The organism is Chryseobacterium sp. OV279 (assembly GCF_900128945.1).
GTDB lineage: Bacteria > Bacteroidota > Bacteroidia > Flavobacteriales > Weeksellaceae > Chryseobacterium.
In genome coordinates this window covers 334759-360385 of the sequence record NZ_FQUD01000002.1, presented here as the reverse complement: position 1 = coordinate 360385, position 25627 = coordinate 334759, and the positions used below count along the sequence as shown (strand labels likewise).

At 37.5% G+C, this 25627-nt stretch carries 23 protein-coding genes; 10 read left to right on the top strand and 13 right to left on the bottom strand.

Annotated elements, in window-relative coordinates; all coding sequences use genetic code 11:
- Positions 1 to 60 precede the first annotated feature (60 nt).
- Positions 61 to 1266, bottom strand: coding sequence for an NAD(P)/FAD-dependent oxidoreductase (locus BUA72_RS09560; protein WP_072922749.1), 1206 nt, complete (start codon positions 1264 to 1266; stop codon positions 61 to 63).
- Positions 1267 to 1382: 116 nt separating this feature from the next.
- Between BUA72_RS09560 and BUA72_RS09555 the strand changes: the two genes are divergently transcribed.
- Entirely contained in the window at positions 1383 to 1763 is a 381-nt protein-coding gene (locus tag BUA72_RS09555; RefSeq protein WP_034730960.1) for a SpoIIAA family protein, read from the top strand.
- Between the two features lie 504 nt (positions 1764 to 2267).
- Here BUA72_RS09555 and BUA72_RS09550 read toward each other — a convergent pair.
- A complete protein-coding gene (locus BUA72_RS09550; protein ID WP_175548877.1) occupies positions 2268 to 3470 on the bottom strand; it encodes an MFS transporter in 1203 nt (400 codons plus the stop codon).
- A 195-nt stretch (positions 3471 to 3665) separates the two neighbouring features.
- Here BUA72_RS09550 and BUA72_RS09545 point away from each other — a divergent pair, with 195 nt between their 5' ends.
- Positions 3666 to 4526 carry an AraC family transcriptional regulator gene (locus tag BUA72_RS09545; RefSeq protein WP_072922748.1) on the top strand — a complete coding sequence of 287 codons (861 nt, stop codon included), beginning with the start codon at positions 3666 to 3668 and terminating at the stop codon, positions 4524 to 4526.
- Positions 4527 to 5030: 504 nt separating this feature from the next.
- Here BUA72_RS09545 and lipA read toward each other — a convergent pair.
- Positions 5031 to 5897, bottom strand: coding sequence for a lipoyl synthase (gene lipA / locus BUA72_RS09540; protein WP_034729990.1), 867 nt, complete (start codon positions 5895 to 5897; stop codon positions 5031 to 5033).
- A 284-nt stretch (positions 5898 to 6181) separates the two neighbouring features.
- On the opposite strand from lipA, the gene BUA72_RS09535 reads away from it, so the two are divergent.
- Positions 6182 to 6814 carry a hypothetical protein gene (locus BUA72_RS09535; protein WP_072922747.1) on the top strand — a complete coding sequence of 211 codons (633 nt, stop codon included), beginning with the start codon at positions 6182 to 6184 and terminating at the stop codon, positions 6812 to 6814.
- A gap of 86 nt (positions 6815 to 6900) precedes the next feature.
- On the opposite strand, the gene BUA72_RS09530 is transcribed toward BUA72_RS09535, so the two are convergent.
- Positions 6901 to 7461, bottom strand: a complete 561-nt coding sequence (locus tag BUA72_RS09530; RefSeq protein WP_034729995.1) for an RNA polymerase sigma factor — start codon at positions 7459 to 7461, stop codon at positions 6901 to 6903.
- 145 nt (positions 7462 to 7606) lie between these two features.
- On the opposite strand from BUA72_RS09530, the gene tyrS reads away from it, so the two are divergent.
- A complete protein-coding gene (gene tyrS, locus BUA72_RS09525) occupies positions 7607 to 8902 on the top strand; it encodes a tyrosine--tRNA ligase (RefSeq protein WP_034729997.1) in 1296 nt (431 codons plus the stop codon).
- A 285-nt stretch (positions 8903 to 9187) separates the two neighbouring features.
- Here the strand turns inward: tyrS and BUA72_RS09520 are convergent, their stop codons facing one another.
- Both BUA72_RS09520 and BUA72_RS09515 read right to left on the bottom strand, forming a co-directional pair.
- On the bottom strand, positions 9188 to 9601 hold the full coding sequence (locus BUA72_RS09520; RefSeq protein ID WP_072922746.1) for a hypothetical protein: 414 nt from the start codon (positions 9599 to 9601) through the stop codon (positions 9188 to 9190).
- Between the two features lie 24 nt (positions 9602 to 9625).
- Positions 9626 to 10132 carry an outer membrane protein gene (locus tag BUA72_RS09515; protein ID WP_072922745.1) on the bottom strand — a complete coding sequence of 169 codons (507 nt, stop codon included), beginning with the start codon at positions 10130 to 10132 and terminating at the stop codon, positions 9626 to 9628.
- Between the two features lie 174 nt (positions 10133 to 10306).
- Between BUA72_RS09515 and BUA72_RS09510 the strand changes: the two genes are divergently transcribed.
- Together BUA72_RS09510 and BUA72_RS09505 are read left to right on the top strand one after the other, a co-directional pair.
- The gene (locus BUA72_RS09510) at positions 10307 to 12304 is read left to right on the top strand and encodes a sensor histidine kinase (RefSeq protein ID WP_072922744.1); all 1998 of its coding nucleotides are present in this window, start codon (positions 10307 to 10309) and stop codon (positions 12302 to 12304) included.
- Positions 12294 to 12932, top strand: a complete 639-nt coding sequence (locus BUA72_RS09505; protein WP_047456302.1) for a response regulator — start codon at positions 12294 to 12296, stop codon at positions 12930 to 12932. The genes BUA72_RS09510 and BUA72_RS09505 overlap by 11 nt, the downstream gene beginning before the upstream one ends.
- Positions 12933 to 13165: 233 nt before the next feature.
- Here the strand turns inward: BUA72_RS09505 and BUA72_RS09500 are convergent, their stop codons facing one another.
- Positions 13166 to 13588 (bottom strand): hypothetical protein, encoded by a 423-nt coding sequence (locus BUA72_RS09500; RefSeq protein WP_034730009.1) that lies wholly within the window; start codon positions 13586 to 13588, stop codon positions 13166 to 13168.
- Positions 13589 to 13813: 225 nt separating this feature from the next.
- On the opposite strand from BUA72_RS09500, the gene BUA72_RS09495 reads away from it, so the two are divergent.
- The 3 genes from BUA72_RS09495 (at position 13814) to BUA72_RS09485 (ending at position 16429) form a co-directional block, all read left to right on the top strand.
- Positions 13814 to 14452, top strand: coding sequence for an alpha/beta hydrolase (locus BUA72_RS09495; protein WP_047456300.1), 639 nt, complete (start codon positions 13814 to 13816; stop codon positions 14450 to 14452).
- A gap of 123 nt (positions 14453 to 14575) precedes the next feature.
- Positions 14576 to 15898, top strand: coding sequence for an aspartyl protease family protein (locus BUA72_RS09490; protein ID WP_072922743.1), 1323 nt, complete (start codon positions 14576 to 14578; stop codon positions 15896 to 15898).
- A gap of 3 nt (positions 15899 to 15901) precedes the next feature.
- Positions 15902 to 16429: a hypothetical protein gene (locus BUA72_RS09485; RefSeq protein ID WP_072922742.1), complete on the top strand. Its 528-nt coding sequence runs from the start codon at positions 15902 to 15904 to the stop codon at positions 16427 to 16429.
- Here BUA72_RS09485 and BUA72_RS09480 read toward each other — a convergent pair.
- Both BUA72_RS09480 and BUA72_RS09475 read right to left on the bottom strand, forming a co-directional pair.
- Positions 16422 to 17456 carry a L,D-transpeptidase gene (locus BUA72_RS09480; RefSeq protein ID WP_052202622.1) on the bottom strand — a complete coding sequence of 345 codons (1035 nt, stop codon included), beginning with the start codon at positions 17454 to 17456 and terminating at the stop codon, positions 16422 to 16424. The two genes, BUA72_RS09485 and BUA72_RS09480, sit on opposite strands and share 8 nt — an antisense overlap.
- Positions 17457 to 17569: 113 nt before the next feature.
- Positions 17570 to 18328: a response regulator transcription factor gene (locus BUA72_RS09475; protein ID WP_072922741.1), complete on the bottom strand. Its 759-nt coding sequence runs from the start codon at positions 18326 to 18328 to the stop codon at positions 17570 to 17572.
- 160 nt (positions 18329 to 18488) lie between these two features.
- Between BUA72_RS09475 and BUA72_RS09470 the strand changes: the two genes are divergently transcribed.
- A complete protein-coding gene (locus BUA72_RS09470) occupies positions 18489 to 18875 on the top strand; it encodes a hypothetical protein (RefSeq protein WP_072922740.1) in 387 nt (128 codons plus the stop codon).
- A gap of 499 nt (positions 18876 to 19374) precedes the next feature.
- Here the strand turns inward: BUA72_RS09470 and BUA72_RS09465 are convergent, their stop codons facing one another.
- From BUA72_RS09465 to BUA72_RS09450, 4 genes are all read right to left on the bottom strand, one after another.
- Entirely contained in the window at positions 19375 to 20202 is an 828-nt protein-coding gene (locus tag BUA72_RS09465; protein WP_072922739.1) for an XAC2610-related protein, read from the bottom strand.
- 144 nt (positions 20203 to 20346) lie between these two features.
- On the bottom strand, positions 20347 to 21213 hold the full coding sequence (locus BUA72_RS09460) for a thiopeptide-type bacteriocin biosynthesis protein (protein ID WP_072922738.1): 867 nt from the start codon (positions 21211 to 21213) through the stop codon (positions 20347 to 20349).
- Positions 21203 to 23413: a lantibiotic dehydratase family protein gene (locus tag BUA72_RS09455; RefSeq protein WP_072922737.1), complete on the bottom strand. Its 2211-nt coding sequence runs from the start codon at positions 23411 to 23413 to the stop codon at positions 21203 to 21205. The genes BUA72_RS09460 and BUA72_RS09455 overlap by 11 nt, the downstream gene beginning before the upstream one ends.
- A complete protein-coding gene (locus tag BUA72_RS09450; protein WP_072922736.1) occupies positions 23414 to 25600 on the bottom strand; it encodes a prolyl oligopeptidase family serine peptidase in 2187 nt (728 codons plus the stop codon).
- Positions 25601 to 25627: the final 27 nt, after the last annotated feature.

Sequence of the window (25627 nt, the reverse complement as noted above, 5' to 3'; positions counted from 1 at the left end):
TTAATCTCAATTTTATTTTTCATACCTCTGGTGGCCGAGGTTTCCGAGGTCACCAGTTTTTTATCTCCCGAATTGAAAATAGTCAGACAACAAATGCTTTTTGTTTTTCATAAACTGAGAAGCCATGTCCATTCCCGTCACGGAAAAAGTGATTCCGTTTCCTCCGAAACCCAGGACAAAGTATGAGTTTTTAAATTTTTTATGCTCTCCGATATAAGGCAGTCCGTCTTTGGTTTCCCCGAAAGTTCCGGCCCAGACAAAATCGGTATAGAAATGATAATCTGGTTTTATTTTTTTGAGGTTTTTGAGAATTTCTTTCTCTTTTTTACCAAGAAGAGCATCCCGTTTTTCGGCATCATAGAAATCTTCATCTCCTCCACCGATCAGGAGTCTTCCATCATCCGTAGTTCGCATATAGATGTAAGGATCATCGGTATTCCAGACCAATGTACTGCTGATATTTTTGAATTTCTCATCATCAATTTCTGAAACGATGGCGAAAGTACTTTTCAAATCCACAAAGTTTTCCTTCAATAGATTTTTGCTTTCATAGCCGATACAGTAGATCACCTTTTTAGCCTTGATCTGAAATCCGCTATCTACGGTTATCACATTAAAGCCTTTCTGATATTCTACCTTCTTCATTTCGGTTTTATCGAATATTTTTAATCCTTTTTTTACATTATGCTCAAATAATTCATGGGCAAATTTAAACGCATCAATGCTGGCTCCCTGTTTCGACAGAATACCGCCATAGGTGTTTTCAAATCCAAACTGTTCTACAATTTGTTCTGCTTCAAGCCATTTTACGTTGAATCCTGCTTTTTTTCTGGCTTTACATTCTTCCTGAAGCCACTTTACATCTTTCTTTTTTGAAGCAAAATACAACGATTTTTTTCGTTTAAAACCGGCATCAGACTTGATCAGCTTCGTAAGCTTTTCAAGATTATCTATTGCTTCGGAACAGGCTTTATAACTTGCTACAGCTCCTTTTTCACCTATCTTTTCAATCAGTTCATAAAGAGGAACGTCTATTTCGTACTGTAGCATGGATGTCGTGGCAGAAGTGCTTCCATTACAGATTTCACGTTTATCAATCAGGATTGTTTTGTATCCGTCACTGATCATCTGATGGGCAATAAGGCTTCCGGTAATACCGCCACCGATAATTAAAACATCACAGTTTTCATTTGATTTCAGGGAAGGATAAGACTCTATAAGTCCATTCTTTATCAGCCAGAAAGGTTCGTTCGATTTTAAATCCATAATTGAATATTATATTAAAAACACTAATCTTTATAAGTATTTTAACGATTTATTATCAAATTATGGTGCAATTATTGTACCCAGTTTAAAATCCAACCACATTAAAAATAAATTATATGATAACGATTATTCCAGAAGCTCCGGAAAATGTTGCTGCATTCAATGCAACCGGAGAAATAACCAGAGAAGATTTTGAAAACCTTGTCATCCCTCATGTAAAAGATAAAGTAGACCAGTTTGGTGAGCTCAACTATCTCTTATATCTGGACACGGATCTGGATAAGTTTACCATGGGAGCATGGCTTCAGGATGCTCTTTTAGGATTAAAAAACCTTACCAAATGGAACCGTACCGCTATTGTGACAGACAAAGAGGCCGTACAAAACTTTACCGATATTTTCAGTGTCTTGATGCCGGGAGAATTTAAATCTTTTCCTAAAGAAAATTTATACAACGCACTGTATTGGTGTAAAAACGGAAACGAAGTAGAAGTGTGACGCTATGCATTAGAGTATGAAAGTATGAGTGTTTGAGGGGATAGAGTATCCGCCTGTAGAAGGAAGTTGCTGGTTGACGGTTGCTAGTTCGTCGTCATTAAAACAAATATTTATTCACCATTGACGTCTTCTCATCTCGACCATATTATAATAAAAAAGAGACTTTGCTCAAATGAATGTGCAAAGTCTCTTTTTGTATGTGTCAGTGACATTAAATACTATATTATTCGGATCATATACAAAACTTGGGGGATAGATGGTTTTTTTACGCAAAGTTCTATGAAAAATGCTTTTGAGTTGAAGGAGGCAAAGAGTTCGACTTCGTCGCTGATGAAGCTTCCAGATATAACGTCTGCTTAATCGAATCAATGAAATTGATTCTACCTTTGCTTCCCTTTATCAATAGGATAATCAATTTCTTTGCGTTAAAAAAACGTATCCGCTCCCCAATTTTTGAAATTGATCCCATTATTCCATGTATCTACTTCACTTTTTATCTATTTCTTATTTATCACAAGGCACACATTCTACAGCCGTGTCGTCATTATCAGGAGTTTCTTTGCCATACAGATATCTGTATCTTAAGCTTATGGCAAGACCTATGAACGTCATCCCCACTCCTACCAGTGAAGGGTATTTGAATGAGAATCCATATTCTAAAGGAATTCCTCCTAAAAAGGCACCCATCGCATTGGCAATATTAAAAGCAGCCTGCATAAACGCTGCAGCCATCATTTCACTTTTTGGGGCCGCTTTCATCATCATGATATTAATAGGTGCGGCAACCGACATTGACAGCGCTCCGCAGATAAATGTCAGAATCAGCGCTATATTCTGATGTTCGGCAAATAAAAACACCCCTCCCAGAGAGATCATCATCAGGAAAATCAATAATGCACATGTTTTTTCAGGCCCGAGACGGTCGGAAATAAATCCTCCGGCAAGGTTCCCAACCACCATTCCTGCGCCGGCAAGAATCATGACATAGGCCATTTGATTGCTTTGGATTCCGGCAACAATGGTCATTAACGGTGTGATATAGCTAAACCAGGTGAAAAGTCCACCAAATCCGATCGCTGTAATTCCCAATACCAGCCACGACTGTTTATTTTTAAGGAATTTCAGTTCTTCCAGAAAATGCGTATCCTGATTTGATTCGATGGCAGGAAGCCATAATTTCAGGAATAATATCGCGAAAAGGCCGATTAACGCTACAATGGCAAAGTAAAGTTTCCAGTGATAAGCATGTCCGATATAGGTAACGAGCGGAACCATAATCAGATTGGCCACCGTAAGCCCGGTAAACATTAAGGATATATAAAATGCCTCCTTCCCTTTTCCAGCCATCCGGGATGCTACTACTGTTCCTACTCCGAAAAATGCTCCGTGAGGAAGGCCGGACATAAATCTCATGATCAGCATGCTCGTGTAATCCGGCATTACTGCAGAAAGTCCGTTGAATAGGGTGAAGAGGATCATTAAGACCATCAGTACTTTTTTAGGTGGAAATTTCACGGAATATCCAATCAGGATAGGTGCTCCAATCACCACTCCCATTGCATAAGCCGAGATTAAATGTCCTGCTTCAGGAATGGAAATCTTGAGGGTATTCGCAATATCAGGAAGCAGTCCCATGACGGTAAATTCCGTAGTTCCGATTCCCAGTCCGCCTATGGCCAGCGGTATTATTCTTTTATCAATCTTCATTGTGAGTAAACTTCTTTTTCGAATTAAATTTTAAATGATTTTTTCTGAAAAATAAAAACAGTATCCCACCTTTATTTTGAAAGTGCAAAAATGGCAAGAAATATTGGCTTTTACTTCTCCTGAGATGATAAAAACTTGCTCCATATTAACCTTTTTATGTAATTTTAAAATCAGAATCAATCAAATGAGAACAAGATGAAAATCCAGAAAGAGGTTATAGAATTTGAAAAAGGAAAATCATTTAAGCTTTTTTCACCGTCTTTAAAGAACTGTTTTTTTTGGCATCATCATCCCGAAATCGAACTGGTCTATGTGGAAGCCGTCAATGGAATCCGCCACGTAGGCCGTGATATTTCAGGTTTTACAGAAAGTGATTTGTTGCTGATTGGCTCCAATGTTCCGCACCTTAATTTCGATTATGGCATCCAGACGGAATGCAGACAGCTTGTTCTGCAGATGAGAGAAAATTTTCTTCAGGACATTATTTTCCCGGTTCCTGAGTTTGACAACATCAAAAAACTTTTGGAAAGATCCTATCTGGGACTTTCCTTCTCAGGAGAAACGAAGAAAACGGTTGTCGAGAAGCTCAATGAGATTAAAGATAAAAACTCGTTCGATTCTCTCATGGGGCTGATTGAAATTTTACAAATCCTCGCCGCCACAGACGAAGTAAAAGAGCTAAACAAAGAAGACACAAGGATAAAGTGGTTCCTGAATGACAAGATCAGAATGGGAACCATCTACGATTATATTCATGAAAATTATGATAAAAAACCAAACGTCAACGAAATTGCAAAGATCGTCAGTCTAAGCACACCTGCTTTCTGCCGCTATTTTAAAAAGCAGACGAATATGACCTTCACGGAGTTTGTCAATAATTACAGGATCAATCAAGCTAAAATATTTCTACTGAAGGATTATTCTGTGACGGAGGTTTGCTTTCAGGTGGGATTTGAAAGTTTGTCCTATTTCAATAAGCTTTTCAAACAGCATACGGGTGAAACGCCGTCGGAATTCAGGAAAAAATATTTGAAGAATATTGAAATTGGAGGTTAGATTTGTGTTTCCGATTAGTATTTTTTTAACCACAAATTGCACAGATTGACACAGATGTTTACGGATAATATCATTAATAAAAATCTTTGATTTTTTCTTAAAACTAATGTGTTCTTGTTATTTATGAAGTTTTTAAACTTCAAATAACTTAAGTGTTAAAAAAGCTTTTGTGACTTTTGTGGTTATTTTTTTAAACACAGATTACACAGATTTTCACAGATGTTTATGGATAGTATTCTGAATAAAAATCTTTGATTTTTTTTTTAAAACTTATGTGACCTTCTTATTCGCAAACTAATTAAACTTAAAATAACTTAAGTGTTAAAAAGCTTTTGTAACTTTTGTGGTTATTTTTTTAACACGGATTTTCATAGACGCTTATGAAAATAATGTAAATTTTGGCTAAAGCCCACCCCTATTGAATTTTATCAGAAATATTTTACTCTTCTAATTTAAAAACAAAAAAACCGCTCCAAAAATGAAGCGGCTATATTTTCTATATTTTTAGTGTATATGCTTTTCAGCGTGGTAAGAACTTCTTACTAAAGGTGAGCTTTCTACATGTCTGAAACCTAAGCTTCTGGCAAAGTCTCCCAACTCATCAAACTCTTCCGGTGTAATGAATTTTTTCACCGGTAAATGTTTTTTGGTAGGCTGAAGATACTGTCCAAGTGTAATAACATCAACGTTTGCATTTCTGATGTCTTCAATGGTTTGTAAAACTTCATCCTTAGTTTCGCCCAAACCTAGCATTACTCCTGTTTTTGTTCTTCTCTGGCCTGCTTCTTTCAAGTATCTCAATACTTCTAAGCTTCGCTCATATTTAGCCTGAATTCTCACTTCTCTTGTTAAACGTTTTACGGTTTCCATATTGTGAGAAATCACTTCAGGAGCTACGTCTACCAGTCTGTCAAGGTGCTTGGTAAGCCCCTGGAAGTCCGGAATAAGTGTTTCCATCGTGGTTCCCGGAGAAATTCTTCTTACAGCATTCACCGTTTCACCCCAAAGGATGGAACCCATATCTTTCAGGTCATCACGGTCTACAGACGTAAGAACAGCATGCTTGATCTTCATTAATTTGATAGAACGGGCCACTTTTTCAGGCTCATCCCAATTCACATCAAGCGGTTTTCCTGTTTTTACCCCGCAGAATCCGCAGCTTCTGGTACAGATATTTCCTAAGATCATGAACGTTGCCGTTCCTTCTCCCCAGCATTCACCCATATTCGGACAGCTTCCGCTCTGGCATATGGTATTTAATTTATATTTGTCGACCAAAGTCCTAAGCTCCCTGTAGTTTTTTCCGGTAGGAAGTTTTACACGGATCCACTTTGGTTTTTGAACGGTAGTATCTTGAACTAAATTTTCCATCTCTAAAATTGAAGTTCAAAGTTAAGGAATTTTTCATGGAAACCATCTAATGGAAAAATTGATGGAACAGATAATCTTTATGGAGTCAGGAAGTCAGAAGTTGGAAGAGGGAAGTTATTAAGGTCTCAAGCACAACTATAGCACAGTTTAATTACTATTTTAAGTCTTCTTTATCAGATTTAATACTGTTTTACCAAGTTTGATCAAGCAGTATCTTCCGGTTTCCATCCTCATTAAACTTAATTCAGAATATAATTGTAATTTTAAATGACCAAATTTAAACTATGAAGAAGATCCTTTTAACTGCATCTGTTATTATCAGTACATTTTCCTTTGCTCAGAAAGAGCTTCAGCCGGTAGGTTCAGAGATTATTGAAACTGTGGAGGGAGATCTTGACGGTGACCAAATTCCTGAAAGAGTCGTCATTTATAATACAAAAGATGAAGGTGAACTGGGCAAAATCCGTGAAATTCAGATTCAGAAAAAGAGTGGAGGAACATGGATGGTCCTGAGTAAATCAAGGAATGCGATTCTGGAAAGTGCCGGCGGAGGTATGATGGGCGATCCGTATCAGAGTACAAGTATTTCAAAAGGAATTTTAAGCATTACCCAGGCAGGCGGAAGCAGCTGGAAATGGGGCTATACAGATAAATACAGATTTCAGAACGGACATTTTGAACTGATCGGTTATTCTTCAGAATCCGGCAGACCCGGAGATTATTGGGCGGAGGTAGATTTTAATCTTTCCACAGGACAGCTCAACTACAAAAAAGATGTGGAAAATACTAAAGAATATGGGAAATCCAAACAGGAAACTTATATCAAAAAAGGGCTAAAGATTGATCTGCAGAACAGAAATCAAAAGGATCAGAGAAAGATTGTTCTTCCAAAAACGAAGGAGGAAGTGTATCTGTGAAAATTTTGAACCGGTAAATAGTATACTCTTAAGATTGAGTTGCTAATTGTCGGTTTGAACTACTAAATCCACACTGCGGACTCAGTCTAATTATCATCAAATTCATTATTCTTTAGCAGTTCTGCCAGGACTTTCTTGGCACGCATCACCCTTACTTTGGTATTGGCAACGGAAATCCCGAGTTCTTCTGCGATTTCTTTGATGCTTTTTTCTTCGAAGAACCTTAATTTGATAATATCCTGATAGTTGGCATCCAGCGATTCGATGGTTTTGATGATCTTTTTTTGCTCTTCATTGGAGATCATGAGCTCTTCCGGAGATTTTGCAAACTGGTTTTTCACCTCATCAAGATTCTCGGTCGGGTCCTGGTTTTCACGGGCTCTTTTTCTCCAGAAATCAATGACCGTATTTTGGGCAATGGTTAATATCCAGGTTTTAAACTGAAAATGCGGATCGTACATATCCAGTTTCGACAGCACTTTTGAAAAAACATTCACCGTGATCTCATCTGCATCATTTTCATCTTTTACTTTCTTCATGACAAAAGAGAAGACATCCACCCAAAAAACATTGATGAGTTTGGTCTGGGCTTTCTGGTCCTTTTCTTTGGCCTTTTGAATAAGCAGGAATAGCTGTTCGTCGTTCATTATTAACAAATATAATTTTTTTAAATGAAAGGGCAAAGGGCCAAACAAGCCTTTTTATCCTTTCATTTTTTTACCTTCCGGCACCTATTCTCTATACTCCTGAATTTACTATCTTTGCACCATAAAATTTTAAAGAAAAGTATAGATGAATTCCTTTATAGAAGAACTAAAATGGCGTGGTCTTTTTGCCGATATGATGCCTGGAACCGATGAACAGCTGAATAAAGAGGTAACTACTGCATATATTGGTTTCGACCCGACTGCTGATTCTTTGCATATCGGAAGTCTTATCCAGATCAAAATTTTAGCACATTTCCAGCAGCACGGGCACAAGCCGATCGCATTGGTAGGAGGTGCTACAGGAATGATCGGAGATCCATCAGGGAAATCTGCAGAAAGAAATCTGCTGGATGAAGCGACTCTTCTTCACTATGTAGACTGTTTAAAAAACCAGCTTTCAAGATTTTTAGATTTCGAAGGTGAAGGTGCCAATAAAGCTGAATTGGTGAACAATTACGACTGGATGAAGAATATTTCTTTCCTTGATTTTGCTAAAAATGTCGGGAAAAATATCACCGTAAATTATATGATGGCGAAAGACTCTGTAAAAAAGAGATTTTCGGGCGATGGCGGAGCAGACGGAATGAGTTTTACGGAATTCACGTACCAGCTGATCCAGGGATATGATTTCCTTCACCTGTACCAAAATAATAATGTGAAGCTTCAGATGGGAGGTTCTGATCAGTGGGGAAATATCACAACAGGAACTGAACTGATCCGCAGAAAAGCTCAGGGAGAAGCGTTTGCATTAACGGTTCCTTTGATCACGAAGGCTGACGGTTCTAAATTCGGAAAGTCTGAAAGCGGTGAAAATTACTGGCTGGACAAAAAGAAAACTTCACCATACAAATTCTACCAGTTCTGGCTGAATGCTACGGATGATGATGCGGAAAGATTCATTAAATTCTATACTTTCCTGTCAAAAGAAGAAATTGAAGCATTAGTGGAAGAGCACAAAACGGCTCCTCACGAAAGAAAACTTCAAAAGAAACTGGCTGAAGAAGTAACGGTTTGGGTACACGGAAGAGAGGAATATGAAAAAGCTCTGAAAGCTTCGGAAATTCTTTTCGGACGTTCTACTGCTGAAGATCTGGTAAGCCTTGATGAGGAAACTTTCCTTGAAGTTTTTGACGGTGTTCCACAAAAAGAACTTCCAAAGGCTGATGTAATTGGAGTAAATATTATAGATCTTCTTTCTGAAAAATCAGGGTTCTTAAAATCTAAAAGTGAAGCTCAGAGAGAAATCAAAGGAAATGCAATTTCTGTCAACAAAGAAAAAGTAAACGATACGTATACCGCTAATGAAAGCGACCTTATTGACGGTACATTTTTACTGCTTCAAAAGGGTAAGAAAAGCTACTTTATTGTAAAAGCTCAATAAGAATATAAGCATATAACAACCAAAAGAGACTGTCCAGGACAGTCTCTTCTTTATTGAATATCAAGAAAGATATTACAAGTGTTGAGTAGAGTTTTCAACAGGGTCGTTATCAGTCTAAAAAAATAAAAGCCGTGAAAGGAGTTCACGGCTCATGTAGAGAAAGTTACCACTTTTAAAATGCTCTTACCATAATTATTGATTCTGAAGAGCCATGAAAAAACTATTATAAAAAAGATATGTTTAAGTGTCTGGTGATTGTTTTAATTCTTTTTGGAAGTTCAGTTTTTAAAATGTGTAGTTGGCACTGGCAGAAAGTATTTGGCCACTTGAAGTTCCCTCTTTTTTCAACTCTCCATCTACGTAGATCTGTACCTTAAGTGTTGATGATGAAGAAGCACCTGTTGCATTCACCCCAATATTAACGTTGTAAGCACCTGCTGGGCTTGTAATTTCCGGGCTCGTCCATGTAGTTCCACTAAGGCTTGATGCGGTGGTGATGGTGCTGTCATATCCATAAACAGCCACATCAATATTGCTTCCGGCTGAGGCTGTTGCTTTAAAAACAACTTTATGCGCTTTTCCGGCCGGCGTATCATCGTCATCATCTTTGCTGCACGAAGTCGAAAATCCCAGAAGGACTGCTGTTACTAATAGTACTAATGTGTATTGGATAATCTGTTGTATTTTTGATTTTTTCATTTGATTTAATGTATTAATTTGTGTTTAAAATTTATATGAAATTCCTGCTTTTCCTCCTGATGCTATACTTCCCCCTCCTACTTCTACATTCACGGCAAAATGATCGGTAAAATAATAACGGGCTCCGGCCTGTCCTGCAAAACCTACTCCTGAACTCTCTCCTCCGAAATAATCATAGTCTGAGCCATTATAACGGTAAGAAAAAGAGTTGTAAGCCAGAGTGACACCGGCATATACGTCAAATTTATTAGGAATTTTCAACAGGGTATTGAAGTGGTAATTCCCGTTCAATCCTACCGAGATCCATCTGCCTTTCACGTCTCCTGAATATTTTTCAGTGGCAAAACTTCCTTCGGCACCTACTGTGATGTCTTTGTGGATTCCATAATCAACGCCTGCATAAACGGGCATTCCCCATCCATTGGCAAGACCAATCCCCGCATTGATCTGAGCTTCTCCCTTTTGTACTCTCTGGGCATTCATAATTCCGAAAAAGGAAATTAAGCTCAGTAAAAAGATCTTTTTTTTCATTATATATTTATCGTTTTCAATGTTTAGTATTTGGGTCTGTTACAAGACTTCTGCAAAACTATAAGCCAGGACAACAGGAAACAATCCTTAAAAAAAAGTAATTGTTTCTACTGGTTTTTAGGTATTTTTATTAAGTGTTTTTTTGATTACATTCAACCTTTAGTCTTAAATTGAATGATAAAGCGAATATTATTTTTTTTATACCTGCTGACAGGCCTTGTACTGCAGGCTCAGCTGCTGTTTCCACTTAATGAGAAAAAATTCACAGACAGCTTAGAGTTTGTGGTTAAAAATAATGGGAATCCCCTTTCAAAGGCTGATGCCTGTTTTCTGCTATCCAATTATTACAGAAATACCGATACGGTTTCAAGCCGAAAATATTTAAATAATGGAAAAGCTCTGGGTGGAAAAGATCCGTTCACTGCCGCCAAATACCAATATTATGAGGGACAGTATTTTCTGGATCAGGATAGAAATAAAGCGGCAACATTTTATCATAAAGCCATAGAAGAATTTTCAAAATTAAAAGACAAAAAAGCTGATCTCTACAAGTCTTTGTGCTGGTATGGCTACGGCGTTACCCAAAAGAATAAAGAAGGCTATCCTTATTTAATTAAAACCATGCTTGAAAAAAGCATTCCTACCGCTGAAAAATATGGCGACAATAAACTTATAGGATTTTTATACACTCAGCTCGGAATCATGCTTACTTACAACGCTGAATTTGAAAAAGCCGCCAATTATAACACAAAAGCGCTCGATATTCTTGAGAAAAAAGCACCTCATTCTACAGAGTTATTTTACAATTATCTGAATATCACCACCAATTATTGTTATCAGGTAAAACCCGATATTGGAAAAAAGTTTCTGGACAAGGCAGAAAAAATGATCTCACCCTATCCTGATTCTTCGTCCAATGCTTTATTTTATTACAGTAAAACATTGTATTATGTCAGTAAACAGCAGCATGATCAGGCATTGGCAGCCATAGAAAAAGGATTGTTTTATACTAAAAAATTCAACCAAAAACTGCTTATTCAGATGTTCTATTTTCACAAGTATGACATCTTAAAAAAGGAACAAAAATATACGGAAGCCAAAGATTTGCTGGAGGAAATTCTTGCAGAGAAAACTCTTGCTACAGATCTCAACAATAAGAAAATGCTGTACAGTCATTTATCGAACATCAATGAGATCATGGGAAATCCCACTCAAGCCCTGGTTTGGGAGAAAAAATATTCTAAACTGAATGACAGCCTCAATGCGGAAAACATCAAACTTGAGATCAATAAACTGGAGACCAAATACAATACTTCTGAAAAGGAAAAGAGAATCGCTTTCCTGAATGCGGAAAAGAATCAGAAGGAAATGGAGGTTAATAAAAAGAACTACTATCTGTGGGTATTGAGCCTTTTCCTGCTGTTTATCATGATCGTTCTGGTATTTTTATTCATTATTTACAGGAACAATAAAAAGCTGTCTGAGCAGAAAGAGATCAACCTTCAACAAAAGATTGAAGACATTAATCAGAAAGAAGAGCTGGCATTAACGAAAGCCATTCTGGAAGGCGAAGAAAGAGAACGGGAACGTATTGCAAAAGATCTTCATGACGGTCTGGGCGGAATGCTGGCCGGCGTTAAAATCAATTTCTCCACCTGGTCTGCTGGGCATCTTGAAGCCGAACAGCACAAAGATTTTTATAAGATCCTGGATCATCTTGACCTTTCTATAAAGGAACTCAGGCATGTGGCCAGAAACCTGATGCCGGAGTCTTTACTTAATTTTGGCCTTGAAACCGCTTTGAATGACCTTTGCGAATTTTATATCCGAAAAGATCTGGATATCTATTTCCAACCTATCAATATAGAAAAAGACCTTCCGCTTACGATCCAGCTTAACATTTACAGAATTGTACAGGAACTTCTGGCTAATGCGGTGAAACATTCCGGAGCCAGCAATATTCTTCTTCAATGTTCTCAATCCGGCGAAAACTTTATGATCACTATAGAAGACAACGGAAAAGGATTTGATAAAGACATCGAGAAACCATCGAAAAGCATGGGCTTTCACAATCTGAAGAACCGGGTCAATTATCTTAAAGGAAAAATGGAAGTAAGCTCAGACAACCAGGGCACAACAATTAACATCGAACTCAACATCCATGGTGAATGAAAAAATAAATATTGTCATCGTAGACGACCATCCTATCGTCATAGAAGGACTCAAAATGATGCTGAAAAGTCAGTCTTTTTTCAACATTTCAGAAAGTTTTACTTCCGGATCGGAAATCATCAGTTTTATCCGGTCCCATCAGGTGGATATCATTCTTCTGGATATCACACTGCCGGATGCCAACGGAACGGAACTATGCCGGGAAATAAAAAAAATATCGCCGGAGACTTCTGTGATTATGTTCAGTAACCGTTCGGAGCGGAGCATTATCATGCAGTCTATACAAAATGGAGCCAGCGGTTATCTTCTGAAAAACATTTCGATAGACGAGCTTGTAGTCTGCATCAAAGGGGCACTTTCAGGAAATATTGTTTTCTGTAATGAAACCAAACAGATCATCAGCCGGCCTTCTCAAAACGACTTACCAGTTCCAAGGCTCACGAAACGTGAGAAACAAATTCTGCAAATGGTGGCGCATGGAAAAACAAGTGCTATGATTGCGGAAGAGCTTTTCCTCAGCCCGCTTACTGTGGATACGCACCGTAAGAATCTGCTGCAAAAATTCCAGGCCAGGAATTCTACCGAGCTGATCAACCGGGCCACTCAGCATCATATGATTGAGGAATAAAAAACAATGTCTTTCAAATCAAACGCAAAAGTCAAAAGAATAAGATACCATCAAACCTTAGGTTTCGTTTTCTAAAATATGCCTTTATATTTTTTTTAAGATTTAAAAAATTCAAGCAGATTAATCAGATGATGCAGATTTTTGCTTAGTCTATATATTTTGTCCGTGATCCAGTAAAAAACAAAAAAACCGCTTTTAAAAAGCGGTTTTTATTTATATATAAGAAATATATTTTATAATTCTAAGAAGCTGTAGTCAATAGAAGCTACTAAAGGACCTGCTCCAACCATCTTTTTGGTTTTTACAATTTCCCCGTCTATCCAAAGGTTAACCACCAGTTCGGAAGTAGCATCAGGAAGATCTGCTTTAGCATCAAGATTCAACTGTGCCTGGCTTGAATTTACGAAAAACTCTCCGCTCGTCCAGGTTGTCCCTACAGGATCGAAAATATCAGTCTTTACGGTTCCCACCTGTGTTACAATTGCTCTGATAACACCACCGGTTGTTGTTTTCACTTCAAACTGAACAACGTGATCTGCAAACTCCTCGTCATCATTATCCTTTTTACAAGAATTCACCACAGTAATTACAGAAAATAATAAAACGAATAAAAAAGAAAGTCTTAGTAAACTTTTTGATTTGTAAAATTGCTTCATTTCTCCAAATAGATTTTTAATGTTTCAAATATAAGTTTTTTATTAATATAAAAATAACTTTTATGAAAAATTTCCAATAAAGATTTCCAAATAATATCAAATCAGCAAAAAGCATAATTTCAGGATCGGCCCGTATTTGCGCCTTTCATCCGGTCAATATTAAATATAGATATACGTGTTCCGGTTTTGAAGTTGACAATGTGATTTATTAATTATATTTGCCGTATGAATTTAGATTATATAGTAAGAGAACCGGAACAAATCACCCCAGATACTACTGTACTTTTCATGCTGCACGGCTATGGCAGTAACGAACAGGATCTTTTCAGCTTCAGGGAAACACTTCCTGCTGACTGGCTTATCGTAAGTTTCAGAGCACCCAGAGATACTCAGTTTGAAGGGTACTCATGGTTTGACATAGATTTCAATAACGCTGAAAATTTCATTGATCTTGCTCAGGCAAAAGAATCTTTGGATGGCGTACTGGAAAACATCCTGAAGGTAGTCAATCATTATGGAATCACTGAAGGGAAGGTGCATTTGTGCGGGTTCAGTCAGGGTGGAATATTGTGCTATGCTTTGGCTTTAAAGCATCCGGAACTATTTAATTATGTAGCTTGTCTGAGCAGCTATCCTGAGGAAAAACTTCTGGACGGTATCGTTAAAGACAAAAAGAAACTGGAAAGACTTCGTTTCTTCATCTCCCACGGAACAGATGATGCAGTTATTCCTCTTGAATGGGGAAGAAAGGCAGCAGACCTTCTGTATGACCTGAGCTGTTATTTTTCGTTCAGAGAATATATGAGTGGACACGGCGTTAATCAGAAAAACTATATGGATCTGATGGAATTTTACTCAAAATAGCATCAGACGTTATTTTACATAAATTTAATCAATACCCGCTGCTTGATGCAGTTTATATAAACATTCCTGCCTTTGGAATGTTTTTTTTATGCATAGTAATGATAATTTCACTAAATTCAGTAAATGAAACTTAAGCTTCTTTTACTGGCATTTTTCTTTAGCATTTTTCTTAGTGCCCAGAACTCTTTCGAGCTCATTAATACCAAAAAAGTAGTCATCCCTTTTAAACTCATCAACAATCTCATCTTTATCCCAATCAACGTCAATGGTGCTGAACTGACATTTATGCTGGATACCGGTGTCGCTGAAACCATTCTTTTCAGTCTTGACAATAAGGAAGTGAAGCTGGAAAATATCGAAAAAATAAAATTTTCCGGCCTTGGTGGAAATGTAAGTATAGACGGTTTTAAATCGGACCGCAATATTGCCAAAATAGGAGATCATCTTATCAATTCAACGATGCTTCTGTATATCGTTATTGACGAAGAGTTCAACATCTCCTCCCATATCGGAATTCCTGTGAACGGAGTAATCGGGTCGCACTTTTTCAAAAACCATCCGATATCGATAGATTATGTTTCAAAAAAAATAACGGTTTATCAGGATACTGATGTTCTTAAAAGGAAGATTAGAAAGTTCACGGAGCTGCCCATGACTATAGAAAAGGACAAACCTTACATCAATGCTGATGTAGAAATGACGAATGAAAAGAAAAGCTCCAAGCTTCTGATCGATCTTGGTAACAGTGATGCCATCTGGCTATTCCCTACCCTGATCAAAGATTTTGTGTACAACAGACCCAATATTGATGATTATCTGGGCCGCGGATTCAATGGAGATATTTATGGTAAAAGAAGCAGAATCCATAATTTTTATCTTGGAGACTTCAAATTCGAGATGCCTCTTACCGCAATGCCCGATGAATACTCCATCCAGCACGTGAACTTGGTTGCCGACCGAAAAGGATCCGTAGGCGGAGAAATCATCCGGAGGTTTACCACTATTTTCGATTACCCTGCCGGAAAGATATACCTGAAAAGAAATAAAAATTTTGATGATCCTTTTCATTTTAATATGAGCGGATTAGATTTTAAGCAGGATGGACTGGAATGGCATGAAGACCGGGTAAAAATTGAACCGAAAAAAATATCTGAAGCCAATAATGAAATTTTAGCATATGGCAGTTTTCAATATAAATTTACTTTAAAACCCATATTTTCCATCGCAGGAATACGAAAAGACTCACCCGGTTTTAAGGCAGGCCTGAAAAAAGACGATCGTGTGCTGGTTATTAACGGAAGCCGTACTTCTGAGATGACTATGGAAAAAATCATGGAACTGATGAAATCTGAAGATGGACGAAACATCACCATGGTGGTCCAGAGAAAAAATATGGAACTGACCTTTAATTTTGTTCTGGAAGATCCTATACCCTATCAAGAATAGCTTATGAAAACCGAAGAAAGCACAATAGATAAAATAAGAACCCGCCCGAGATTTAAGATGTTTACCCATCTTACCAAGGAAGAATACGCGGAAAACTTAAAAAAATACCTCGCCGGGCACAAAGACGAATTCTCCGGAAACATCAACAAGGAAGTGGCCACTATCTGGGTAGAAACGAAATATGATAACTACTGGAAACCCAGGCTGTCTTTAAGAATAGAGATTGAAGATGATGACATTACCATACGTGGAGTATTCGGGCCCAGTTCTGCAGTGTGGACGTTCTTTATGTTTCTTTATTTTTCCTTTTCCATTCTGTGGATGACCTTTTTCACGATGTATTATGTGGAAAGACAAATAAAAAGCGCTGAGTTCCCGTGGGCCCTGAGCGCTTCATTTATGATGTTATTCTGTATTCTTCTTACATATGCGGCGGCCAGATTCGGGCAGCATAAAGGCAAGGAAGAGATGCTTAAGCTTAGAAGATTTGCTGAAGAATCTACTTTACAGTTTGAAAAGAAAATTAATTAACAGGAACTTCTGCAGGTTTCTCACTTTGAACCGGAGCCATTGCTTTAGCGGTTTTAATGGAATCTGCTACTTTTTCTCTGTTGTCCTGTTCTTTTATCATTCTGTCTACGTTAGGTTCCAGAAGCTTGGTCATTTCTTCTACTGAAATATTATTGGCATTGGGATCATCCAAAAGTTTTTTCCAAGGCTTTCTTCCGCCCCATTTGTAATCTCCGAAAACCATTACTGCAGTCCCTTTCGCTTTGGTAGTAGCCCCTCCGGGATTCAGTATCCAGGTATCTGCGTATGAATATAGCCACTGTGCATCTTTCATTAACAAACGAAGACATGAATGTGATGCAGGATAACCCGGAAGATCATACTGGTGCCATCCGATTCCTCCGATATTATGGATATTGAAGTTATAAGGAAGTTTCCATTCAGTACTCACCGTTGAGATGGATAGTTTCTTTTTCCAATTGGCAAAAGTAAGTCCACGCGTTGTCTGTGCAGCTTTTTTACCCATACTGGTTGGTCCCCATTTTACAAGACTCCCATTAGAATATACTCCGTAAGCCTGTATAGGATAAGAAAATATCACAAACTTTTTCACGCCGCTTAATACATCCAACTGCATTGGGAATGGTGAATAAGACATCAGTGTAGTATCTATTTTAGCAGGAACCACCAGGGTATCCGTATTGAATCTGTTTTTAGAATCAAGCCTATTTAATGCTAAAATCGCATAGCGTTCCTTTTCGCTGTATTTTTTACTGAATTCTGCGTATACAGAATCTCTCATCTTTTTATCCTTCGGAAGGACAAAAGCGTTATAGAAACCGTTTTCCTGCATGGCCGGCGGAACGGATTCTTTCTGTACCACAGAATCTTTTTTAATGGAATCTTTTTCTACGGCCGGAGTCTCTGATGAGGAAACCGTATCTTTAAAAGTATCGCTTATTTTTTCAATTTCTTTCTTACATGAAACCAGCATTGCAGCGCTAAAGCAGGCATATAAAAATATTTTTTTCACAGATATGTTTTTCATAAATAAAACAGGCCATTTAGTTTGGTTACCCATTGCAAATATCAGACCTAAATTTGAATCACAAAAGACATTGTAAAAAATACCGTAAAAAAACGGTATTGGACTTTATTGTTTTACAGCAGTTTATTGGTTTTAGCGTAAGAAAGGGCTTCAGCAATGTTATTGACACCAATTTTATCAAAGAGCTTTTTCCGGTGAAATTTTACAGTATCGGCAGAAATAAACAGTTTTTCTCCAATTTCATTGATAGTCAATCCACTGGCATACAAACTTAGTATCTCATATTCTCTCTGGGAAAGCTTTATTTTTTCTTCTTTCTCCCATCTTTTGGCTACCACATCATATTTCCAAAACTCATCCGATCTCTCTTTGCTTATCACGATATTCCCTGATGAAGTATTGTTCGAAAGTGAAACGATACACAATGCCTTCCAGATCTGTCCTCCTTCGGTAAGAAAAATGGGTGTGAGTTTATGATTGACAAGAACCTTATTCTTTTTCCCGTTGATCAGATAAAAATCATACGAAATGGAATACAGCTTCCGTTCATCTACAGGAATATTCTCATAAAACTCAAATCCGGCTTCGTTGATCTTTATTAAAAGCTCTACATCGTCAGGTTTTACATTCTGAAAATAAAAAGCATAGCCCAAAGCTTTCACTTCTTCCGATGATTTCCCACACAGGAACAGCGGATTTTCAGAGACATAATCAAAAGCTCTGGTCTGATAATCGATTACATATAAACTCTGATAAGTGAGTCTGGAAAAAGCCTTTATAGCTTCCAGATAGTTCCCCACCTGGCTGCGGTCTATTTCAGCATTGGTGCTGACATCATTTTTTTTGTTAAAAAATCTATTAATTTCTTCCATACATCCTTAATAAATTAGCAAAATCACTACCCAAAAGTGTAGTATTTACATCACTTATACAAATCTACACAAAAGTGTAGTGCTTATCAAAATACTGTGATCTACTTTTGTTGAAAATAACCTCAGTTCTGTACCTAAAAAACAAATTAATAGCTCAAAGATGAAAAGTATCTGTTTTTATCCTCTATTTATTTTTTCTGCAGTACTTGTTATTTTCCTGTCCTCTTTCCAGATCACCAAAGGCAGACATCTTTACCGCAATCAGTGGAAAATTCCTGCTCACAAAAATCTGAAAATCAAAAATTCGTCGAAAGAGATTCCTGAAGTGGTTTTATATCACCCTTCACAGAAAGACGATCTTCAATATGCAATCAATAACCATGAAATAAAGGAGCTGCCCAAGAATGATTCGGTCAAAGTTAGAGTAGATTTCGCCCGTGAAGTTTTTATCGTAAATAATTCAGCCCATGAGGGCTTGTTCAGACTGAAAATAATAAATAACACCGACCGAATTAAAGCAGCCCTTAGAGATCAGCTACCCTTATAACAGAATTCATTTTCTGTAAAAAAAACTACAAACTGTTTGAAACATCATATCAGCTGATCCTCATCTATTACTGTCTTTTTGGGCAGTAATTTTTTTTGTTCGGGTGCGGATTTGAGCGTCGGACGGTTTTAGGGTTGGAGCGTTTGAGGATGAATTTTGGTTGTCAGTTGCTGGTTGCTAGTTGGTAGTCATTAAGCTAATGAATTATTGTCCTGCATCTGAAATCTTGGTTCTTGATTCCTGGTTTTCAAATTCACCATTCACTTGCAACGCAAAATTCACCATTGACATTTCCAGCCTCTGCCTCAATCTAAAGTCTCGTGTCTGAAATCTGTCTATTTCTTTGTTATTGATTCTCCAATACACATTCACCATTCACTTGCGAAGCAAAATTCAACATTGGCATTCTTGCTCCCTATTTTCAACCTTCGGCACAATCCCTAATCCCTAATCCCTAATCCATAATCCATAATCCCTAATCCCTAATCCCTACTACCTGCTACCTTGTCCCCATCCACTTCAAAGTTCCATTTTTATCAAAACGGTAAGCATCCTGATGCCACGAAGCTCCTCCTCTGCATCCGGTGTACAGCAGTTTATTTTTTTTGTCTAGAGACACATCACAAAGGCACGAACAGGCTGACTTGGAGTAATCCGGTTCTTTAAACAGATCAAAACGCTTCGTTTTCGGGTTATAAAGATAGATAGTAAACATACTGTAAACACCCATTCCTGCATCCGGAATGGTGAAAGCAAGATCATCGTATCCGTCAAAATTATAATCATCAATGATGCTTTGCTGAGCTGCATCCGGGCTGTCCGGAAAAGGGAGCTCTGCATTCATTTTTTTCCCGTCAGGATATTGAATCAGCAGCCTATTATTATAAAAATGATTAAAAGAAATTATGGCATCATGCAGCAGGTATTTATCATCGCCGTCCGGACCTCCTTCTTCTTCCACAAGGTCAAGGTCAAAATGTGTGAAATCCCGTATTCTGATGTAAGAAGGATCTACAATAACATTCTTCATTTGCATCATTTTATAGGTTCCGTTAAGTTTTCCGTTAACCATTTCATCCCATACAAAATAATGATGGGCCGGTTGACCGGGGCCTTGCGAAATGGTATCCAGTTTGTAACTTTTGACCTTTAACGGAATAATTTCTTTCTTCCCTTCATACTGTATAAAAGCTCCTTTCCCGCCATTCCCATAATACAGCTTCAGCCTGAGTTCTTTCATTTCAGTAACGTATTTCAAAGTGACAGGCTGGGCGTGCAGAAAAGTCCCGAAAATAGCAATTACAATGAGTAGAAAAAGTTTTTTCATAAAATTATTTTTTAACCCGTCACACTAAAGATCTGCGATAATTTATTATTATATATTGTACGGTTGGGTATTTTCAACTCATCAAATATATGCTTTAAATGCTTTTTTTTAAATGGCATTCAACGCATTAATAATATTTTGTCATTAATAAGCATTTTTAGCTGCTGTATCGTGATAGTTTAAGGTTTTATAATACCTGTGCAGATAATCGTATACGACCATTTCAAACAAACGCTGTTCTGAAATGAACAACCGGTTTATGGCCATATGAAAGATGCTTTGAAAAAAAATTGGCAGTGATTTCTGCTCCGGGCCGTTTTCAAATTCGTCAACAATTTTCTCCAGTTCCGCTTCACTTAGAGCAATATTATTCAGAATCTGTTCCCGGATCTCTGTAAATTCTGATGACTCCAAAAATTCAGAAAACTTTGGAAAAAAAATCCTGTATTTTTTATCCAACTGCTTGTTAAGCTTTTTATCCGCTCTGAACTCTTTTTTAAAATAATGATTATAATCCTTTATCCATATTAATTTCTGTGCGACCGGCAGACTCATTTTCGAAAGCAGCTGATCGATATAAAATAATATAATGATCAGTTTTTCTTCATCCTCTGCCCACAAAAACTGAAGAGTAAGTAGACTGTTATGGCAAAATAATGTTTCAGCATGTGCAATTGTAGTCTCACCATATCTTTCAATTTCTCTGATGTAAGTATCATTCACGATATTAGAAATCTCGCCGGAATCTACATATTTTTCCATGCCGGCAATCAGTTGAGTGAGTATATGATGATAATACTCCGGGGTGCTGAGAGACAGCCTCAACCTTATATGAGAAGAAGGATCTTTGTAACGAATAAAAAACCAGTTGTTCACTTTCTGTTCCTGCAGAAATAAATCCGTAAGCGGCAATATTACTTCCTCCAGGATAAGATCCGCTGTTTTTATTCCGGTATAAATTTTCAGATAAACCCAATTGTCTCCCGGCAAAAAACTCCGTTTAATTTTCATGCTTGTTTTTGTAGGCTGTAAAGATATACTCATGAATAAAAGCTTCATTATCGAAGTGTAAAAACTCTTCTATCGTTACGGGTTGATTTTCTTTTACGCTGTTTAGAAATAAGATAACCATATCATAATTCTGTAGATTAATGACCAGTTTATTATCGGAAACTGCCCATACAATCCAATCAGGGATATGTCTTTTTTCCTGCCATTTTTTGATTTCACCCAATAAGGCAGTACTGTTTTCTTTGAATGAATAGAGTTTCTTCAGCTCTTCCTGATCAACTTTCCATTTTGCTTTTGAGAGAATAATCTCATCATATTCCACTCTTGGCAGGAAGTCATAGATATGCTCCAGATCTCCCCAGTTAAAGTAAAGACCGGAGCGCTTGTTCTGAGTATTGAGATCACATAAAAAATGATAAACAGGCAGAGAAGATGCCGGATAATTGTGGGCATTGGTCAGGTAAGGATGTATTTCCTTATTCAGTCTTTTCGAACGCAAAATGATCCTGCCTCTCCTGATGCTGATGAACAAATCGTCTATAGAAATCACATATTCGTCCGGTAGTAAAGATTTTGCCAGATAAGAAATTTCATATTTTCTGTGGATATGTCTTCTTAATATATTCCCAGCTCTTGACTGTGGAAGATGCACAATTTCTGCTAAAATAACATCCGGATTCAGGTCTTCTTCTTTTTGGATAATGGTTTTGACATGGTTTCTTATTTCATGTTTATCTGTACAAAACCTGGCCAAAAGATTTGCCCCGCTGCCGCCTCCACTGCCATTAATAATTAATTTCTCCACTCCGTCTTCAGCAGCTATTTCCGATATAAATGAGATCGTGTCCGGGAGGCTTTCCCAGTTTTCATGATCAACTTTAAAATCTTCATCTTTAAGCCGGATAATACCTCCTTTACAGAATCCTGCTTTCTGTATTTTTCTGTTGAGCAGCTGCTGGACTGGTGATAATTTAATATTATGCTTTTCGGTTTCCTTCAGTTCAGGTATCGTAAGGTCATCAAGATAGGGGTGTATCCCTTTTGCTTGGCTATTCTGTAAATATCCTATTCCTATTTCGGTATCCAGGGCATAAGCCAGAGGAACTTCCTGCATTTCAAACCGCTCATAAAAGGCTTTCCTGAACTGTATAAAATGAGAATCTTCCGAAGGTACGGTAATTATATTCAGAAACTTTAATGCTTTTCCGAGTTTTTTTCTCCAGACATGGCTGAGAACATTGGTATTCCTGTAATACAGATCCGTTTGAAGTAAATATTTCCTGTCAAAATCTATAGGAAAACCGCTTACTAGATCTTCTATGGCCTTATATTCTTCAATAGAGTTTCCTAATTTAGCATCGAGTTCATGAATTTTTTTACTGATTTTACTTAGCCTAGAAAATTCAGTTTCAGCACCGGTTTTCTGTAAGACCGACATGATGTTTTCCAGGAAATCATTTCCGGATACATTGGGAACCAATTCATTCACCATGACCTGGTTGTCTATCAATTCTTCAATAAATTCTTTCGCATCTTCACCGGTAATTTCATCATTCGTAAGAAGACTGCTCAACTGCCCAATGGTCATTCCACAGCGTCCATTGATAATCGTGGCCAGTTCTGCAGATAATGGCGCAGAAGAAATAATGTATTCTCTTTTACCCTGATGATACTGATACTCTATATAACGGATTTTTTCACCTACTTTATAAATACTGTTATTGGGATAATAGAGCAACTTTTCTTTGATATGAGGAAGACTGCCTAAATAATCTGCTAAAACAACCAGAAAATGCATATCCGGCCTGGTATCGCGTATATAAGATGTATGTGTGTTTTTTTCTTCAGTACCGGATTTTTGGGATGTTTCTGAAAACCGCCCGATATCAACTCCGGAAAATAAGCCAAAAGGAGTACAGCGGGTACTCATTCGGATGAAATACTTGAGGAGCGTATTGTAAAGCTCTTTCGGAATAGCTTTCGACTTTAGTGGATTATCCTCCTCAGCATCCTGCCATTTCTTAACTGCTTCATACAAATCAGGCGAAGCGAGATAAAGAGCTTCAAGAAATAAAGGATCATGATATACTCCGTTTATGATTGTATCCGGCTCTTCAAGAATTTCTTTTAGCTTATGAAAAGAAAACAAAGGCGTCCGGATCACAAAATCATTAAAAAACTGATAAGAAACTGGTGTCATTTATTTTTGACTATTTTCTTTGAATTGATAATCAGGATGCCCCAGTTGCCAAAATGCAAAAGCAAATATATCGCTCAGGTTAGCATATGCCTGTGCTACAGGAATATCATTGCCATGGCCCCCTTCGTAGTCAATTTTTAAGAGAACAGGATTTTTTGAAGCATTATGAGATAAGAGCTTAGCTGCAAATTTTGTAGGAACCCATGAAGCGACTCTGGGGTCATTTACTCCTGAAGTAATAAGCGTCGCCGGATATTTCACTCCTTTTTTAACATGTTGAAAGACATCCATGTCCAGTAAGCCTTTAAATTCTTCCTCAATGGCCGGATTACCATATTCCTTAAAACCAGTTTCTCCAATACCTTCATATCTTGTTGCATTCAGAACCCCTGCTTCTACGATTACGGCACCATACAAGTCCGGTCTTTCAGTCATTGCTCTTCCTGTGGTAATTCCTCCTGCACTGGCTCCCCAGATTCCTATTTTCTTTGGTGAGGTATATTTTTTATCAATCAGATATTCTGTACAGGCGATCAGGTCTTTCCAGGAGTTGGATTTTTTGGTTTTTTGTCCGTCCATATGCCACTGAACACCTTTTTCTCCGCCACCTCTTACATGGGCAATGGCTAAAATTCCGCCCTCACTGGCCCATACGAGATAACTTCTTGCAAAAAAGGGTGAAAAGGAAGTTCCAAATGCACCATAACTCTGTATCAGTACAGGATTTTTGCCGTCTCTTTTTAAATTCTTATTGTAGATTAAAGTCAAAGGCACTTCCACTCCGTCAAAAGATTTGATCACGGTTTCTTCTGCTATGATATCTTTAAAATCAGGATATTCGGTGATGGGAGCCAAATTTTCGGCTGTAAAAGTATTTGTGGACAAATTATATCTGAAGCGTTGATTTTCGTTCGCCCACCCTGAACAGTTGATCCAGATGTCTGAAGAATTTTTCCCTTTTGACTGTAAACTTATGCTGCCTGACGCGTAAGGAGGTTTTATAGAAGTCTCTTTTCCATCTCTATACACATATAGCTTTGCTTCTACTCCGTTCTTGGTAGCGGTGTAGAAAATTCCGTCTTTTGTAATGGCGTATTCAGTAATAACTTCGTCCTTTTTTTCGGGAATCAGTACTTCTGGATTTTTAAAATTCTTTTGAGTAATGGTCGTTCTGCATAATTTGTAATTAGGCGTATTATATCCGGATAAAAAGTAAATTTCGTCTCCTGAAAGCCTCATGTAAGTTACTTTACTATCTTTATCGTAGAGGAGTTTCCAGTTTTTTCCGCCTTTCAGCAAATCATTTTTATCAATGATAAATGTTTTTCTAAAATCTTCTGCATCTACCAGTATTCCGATATAATATTTATCGTCCGGATTAAAAGCCAATACAGCAGGGAATTCCTCCCTGCTGATTTTTAGACTTGAATTGTTTGCGTTGGAAAAAACGTCATCCAGTTTTTCAGGATTCTCTCCTATCCTGTATAGTATAGATTGGGTGTCTTTTCTGAATTGATCTGAATTAATATCAATTACCGGGTAGTAGACATAGAAGAAACCACTGTTGTCTTCCAGCCATTTAATGCCGCCAATGCGGGAAGGATTGGTATGGGTAATGATCTCAGGATGTATATATTTTGTTTTTACATCTATGATGATCACTTCGGATAGTTCTTTTCCTTTTTCGGTTAAAGAAATCGCTACCCTGCTACCATCCCAGCTTGGACTGATTAAATTAATTATATAATTATGTGTGTTTTCATGGCTATTAGTTTTAAAGAAAGCCGGATCATACAATAATTCTTCTTTTCCTGCAAAACCCGATCTGTAATATGCTTTTGCCGTTTTTTCACCTGCATTCCTTTTCAGGTAGAAATAAGTATCGTTTTGTGTAATTTTAAGGTCTGAAGTAGAATACCCCTGTTTCTTATCGAGCTCCAGGCGTCTTTCTACATAATAATTCCGTTTTGGAATTGTATTGAGAACAGAGTTGGAATAATCAGTCTGGGATTTCATCCAATTCAATGTATTCGGATCTTTTAGGTTCTCTAAATTTCTGTAATCATCTACGATCTTCACTCCAAAATATTCGTCTGTAACAGGTACCGATACTGCCTGATTATTTTTTTGAGCTTTAAAAAAAGCTACGATAAATAAAAAAATACATAGAAATAACTTATAATACATGATATAGAATAATTAAAATGGGGCAAT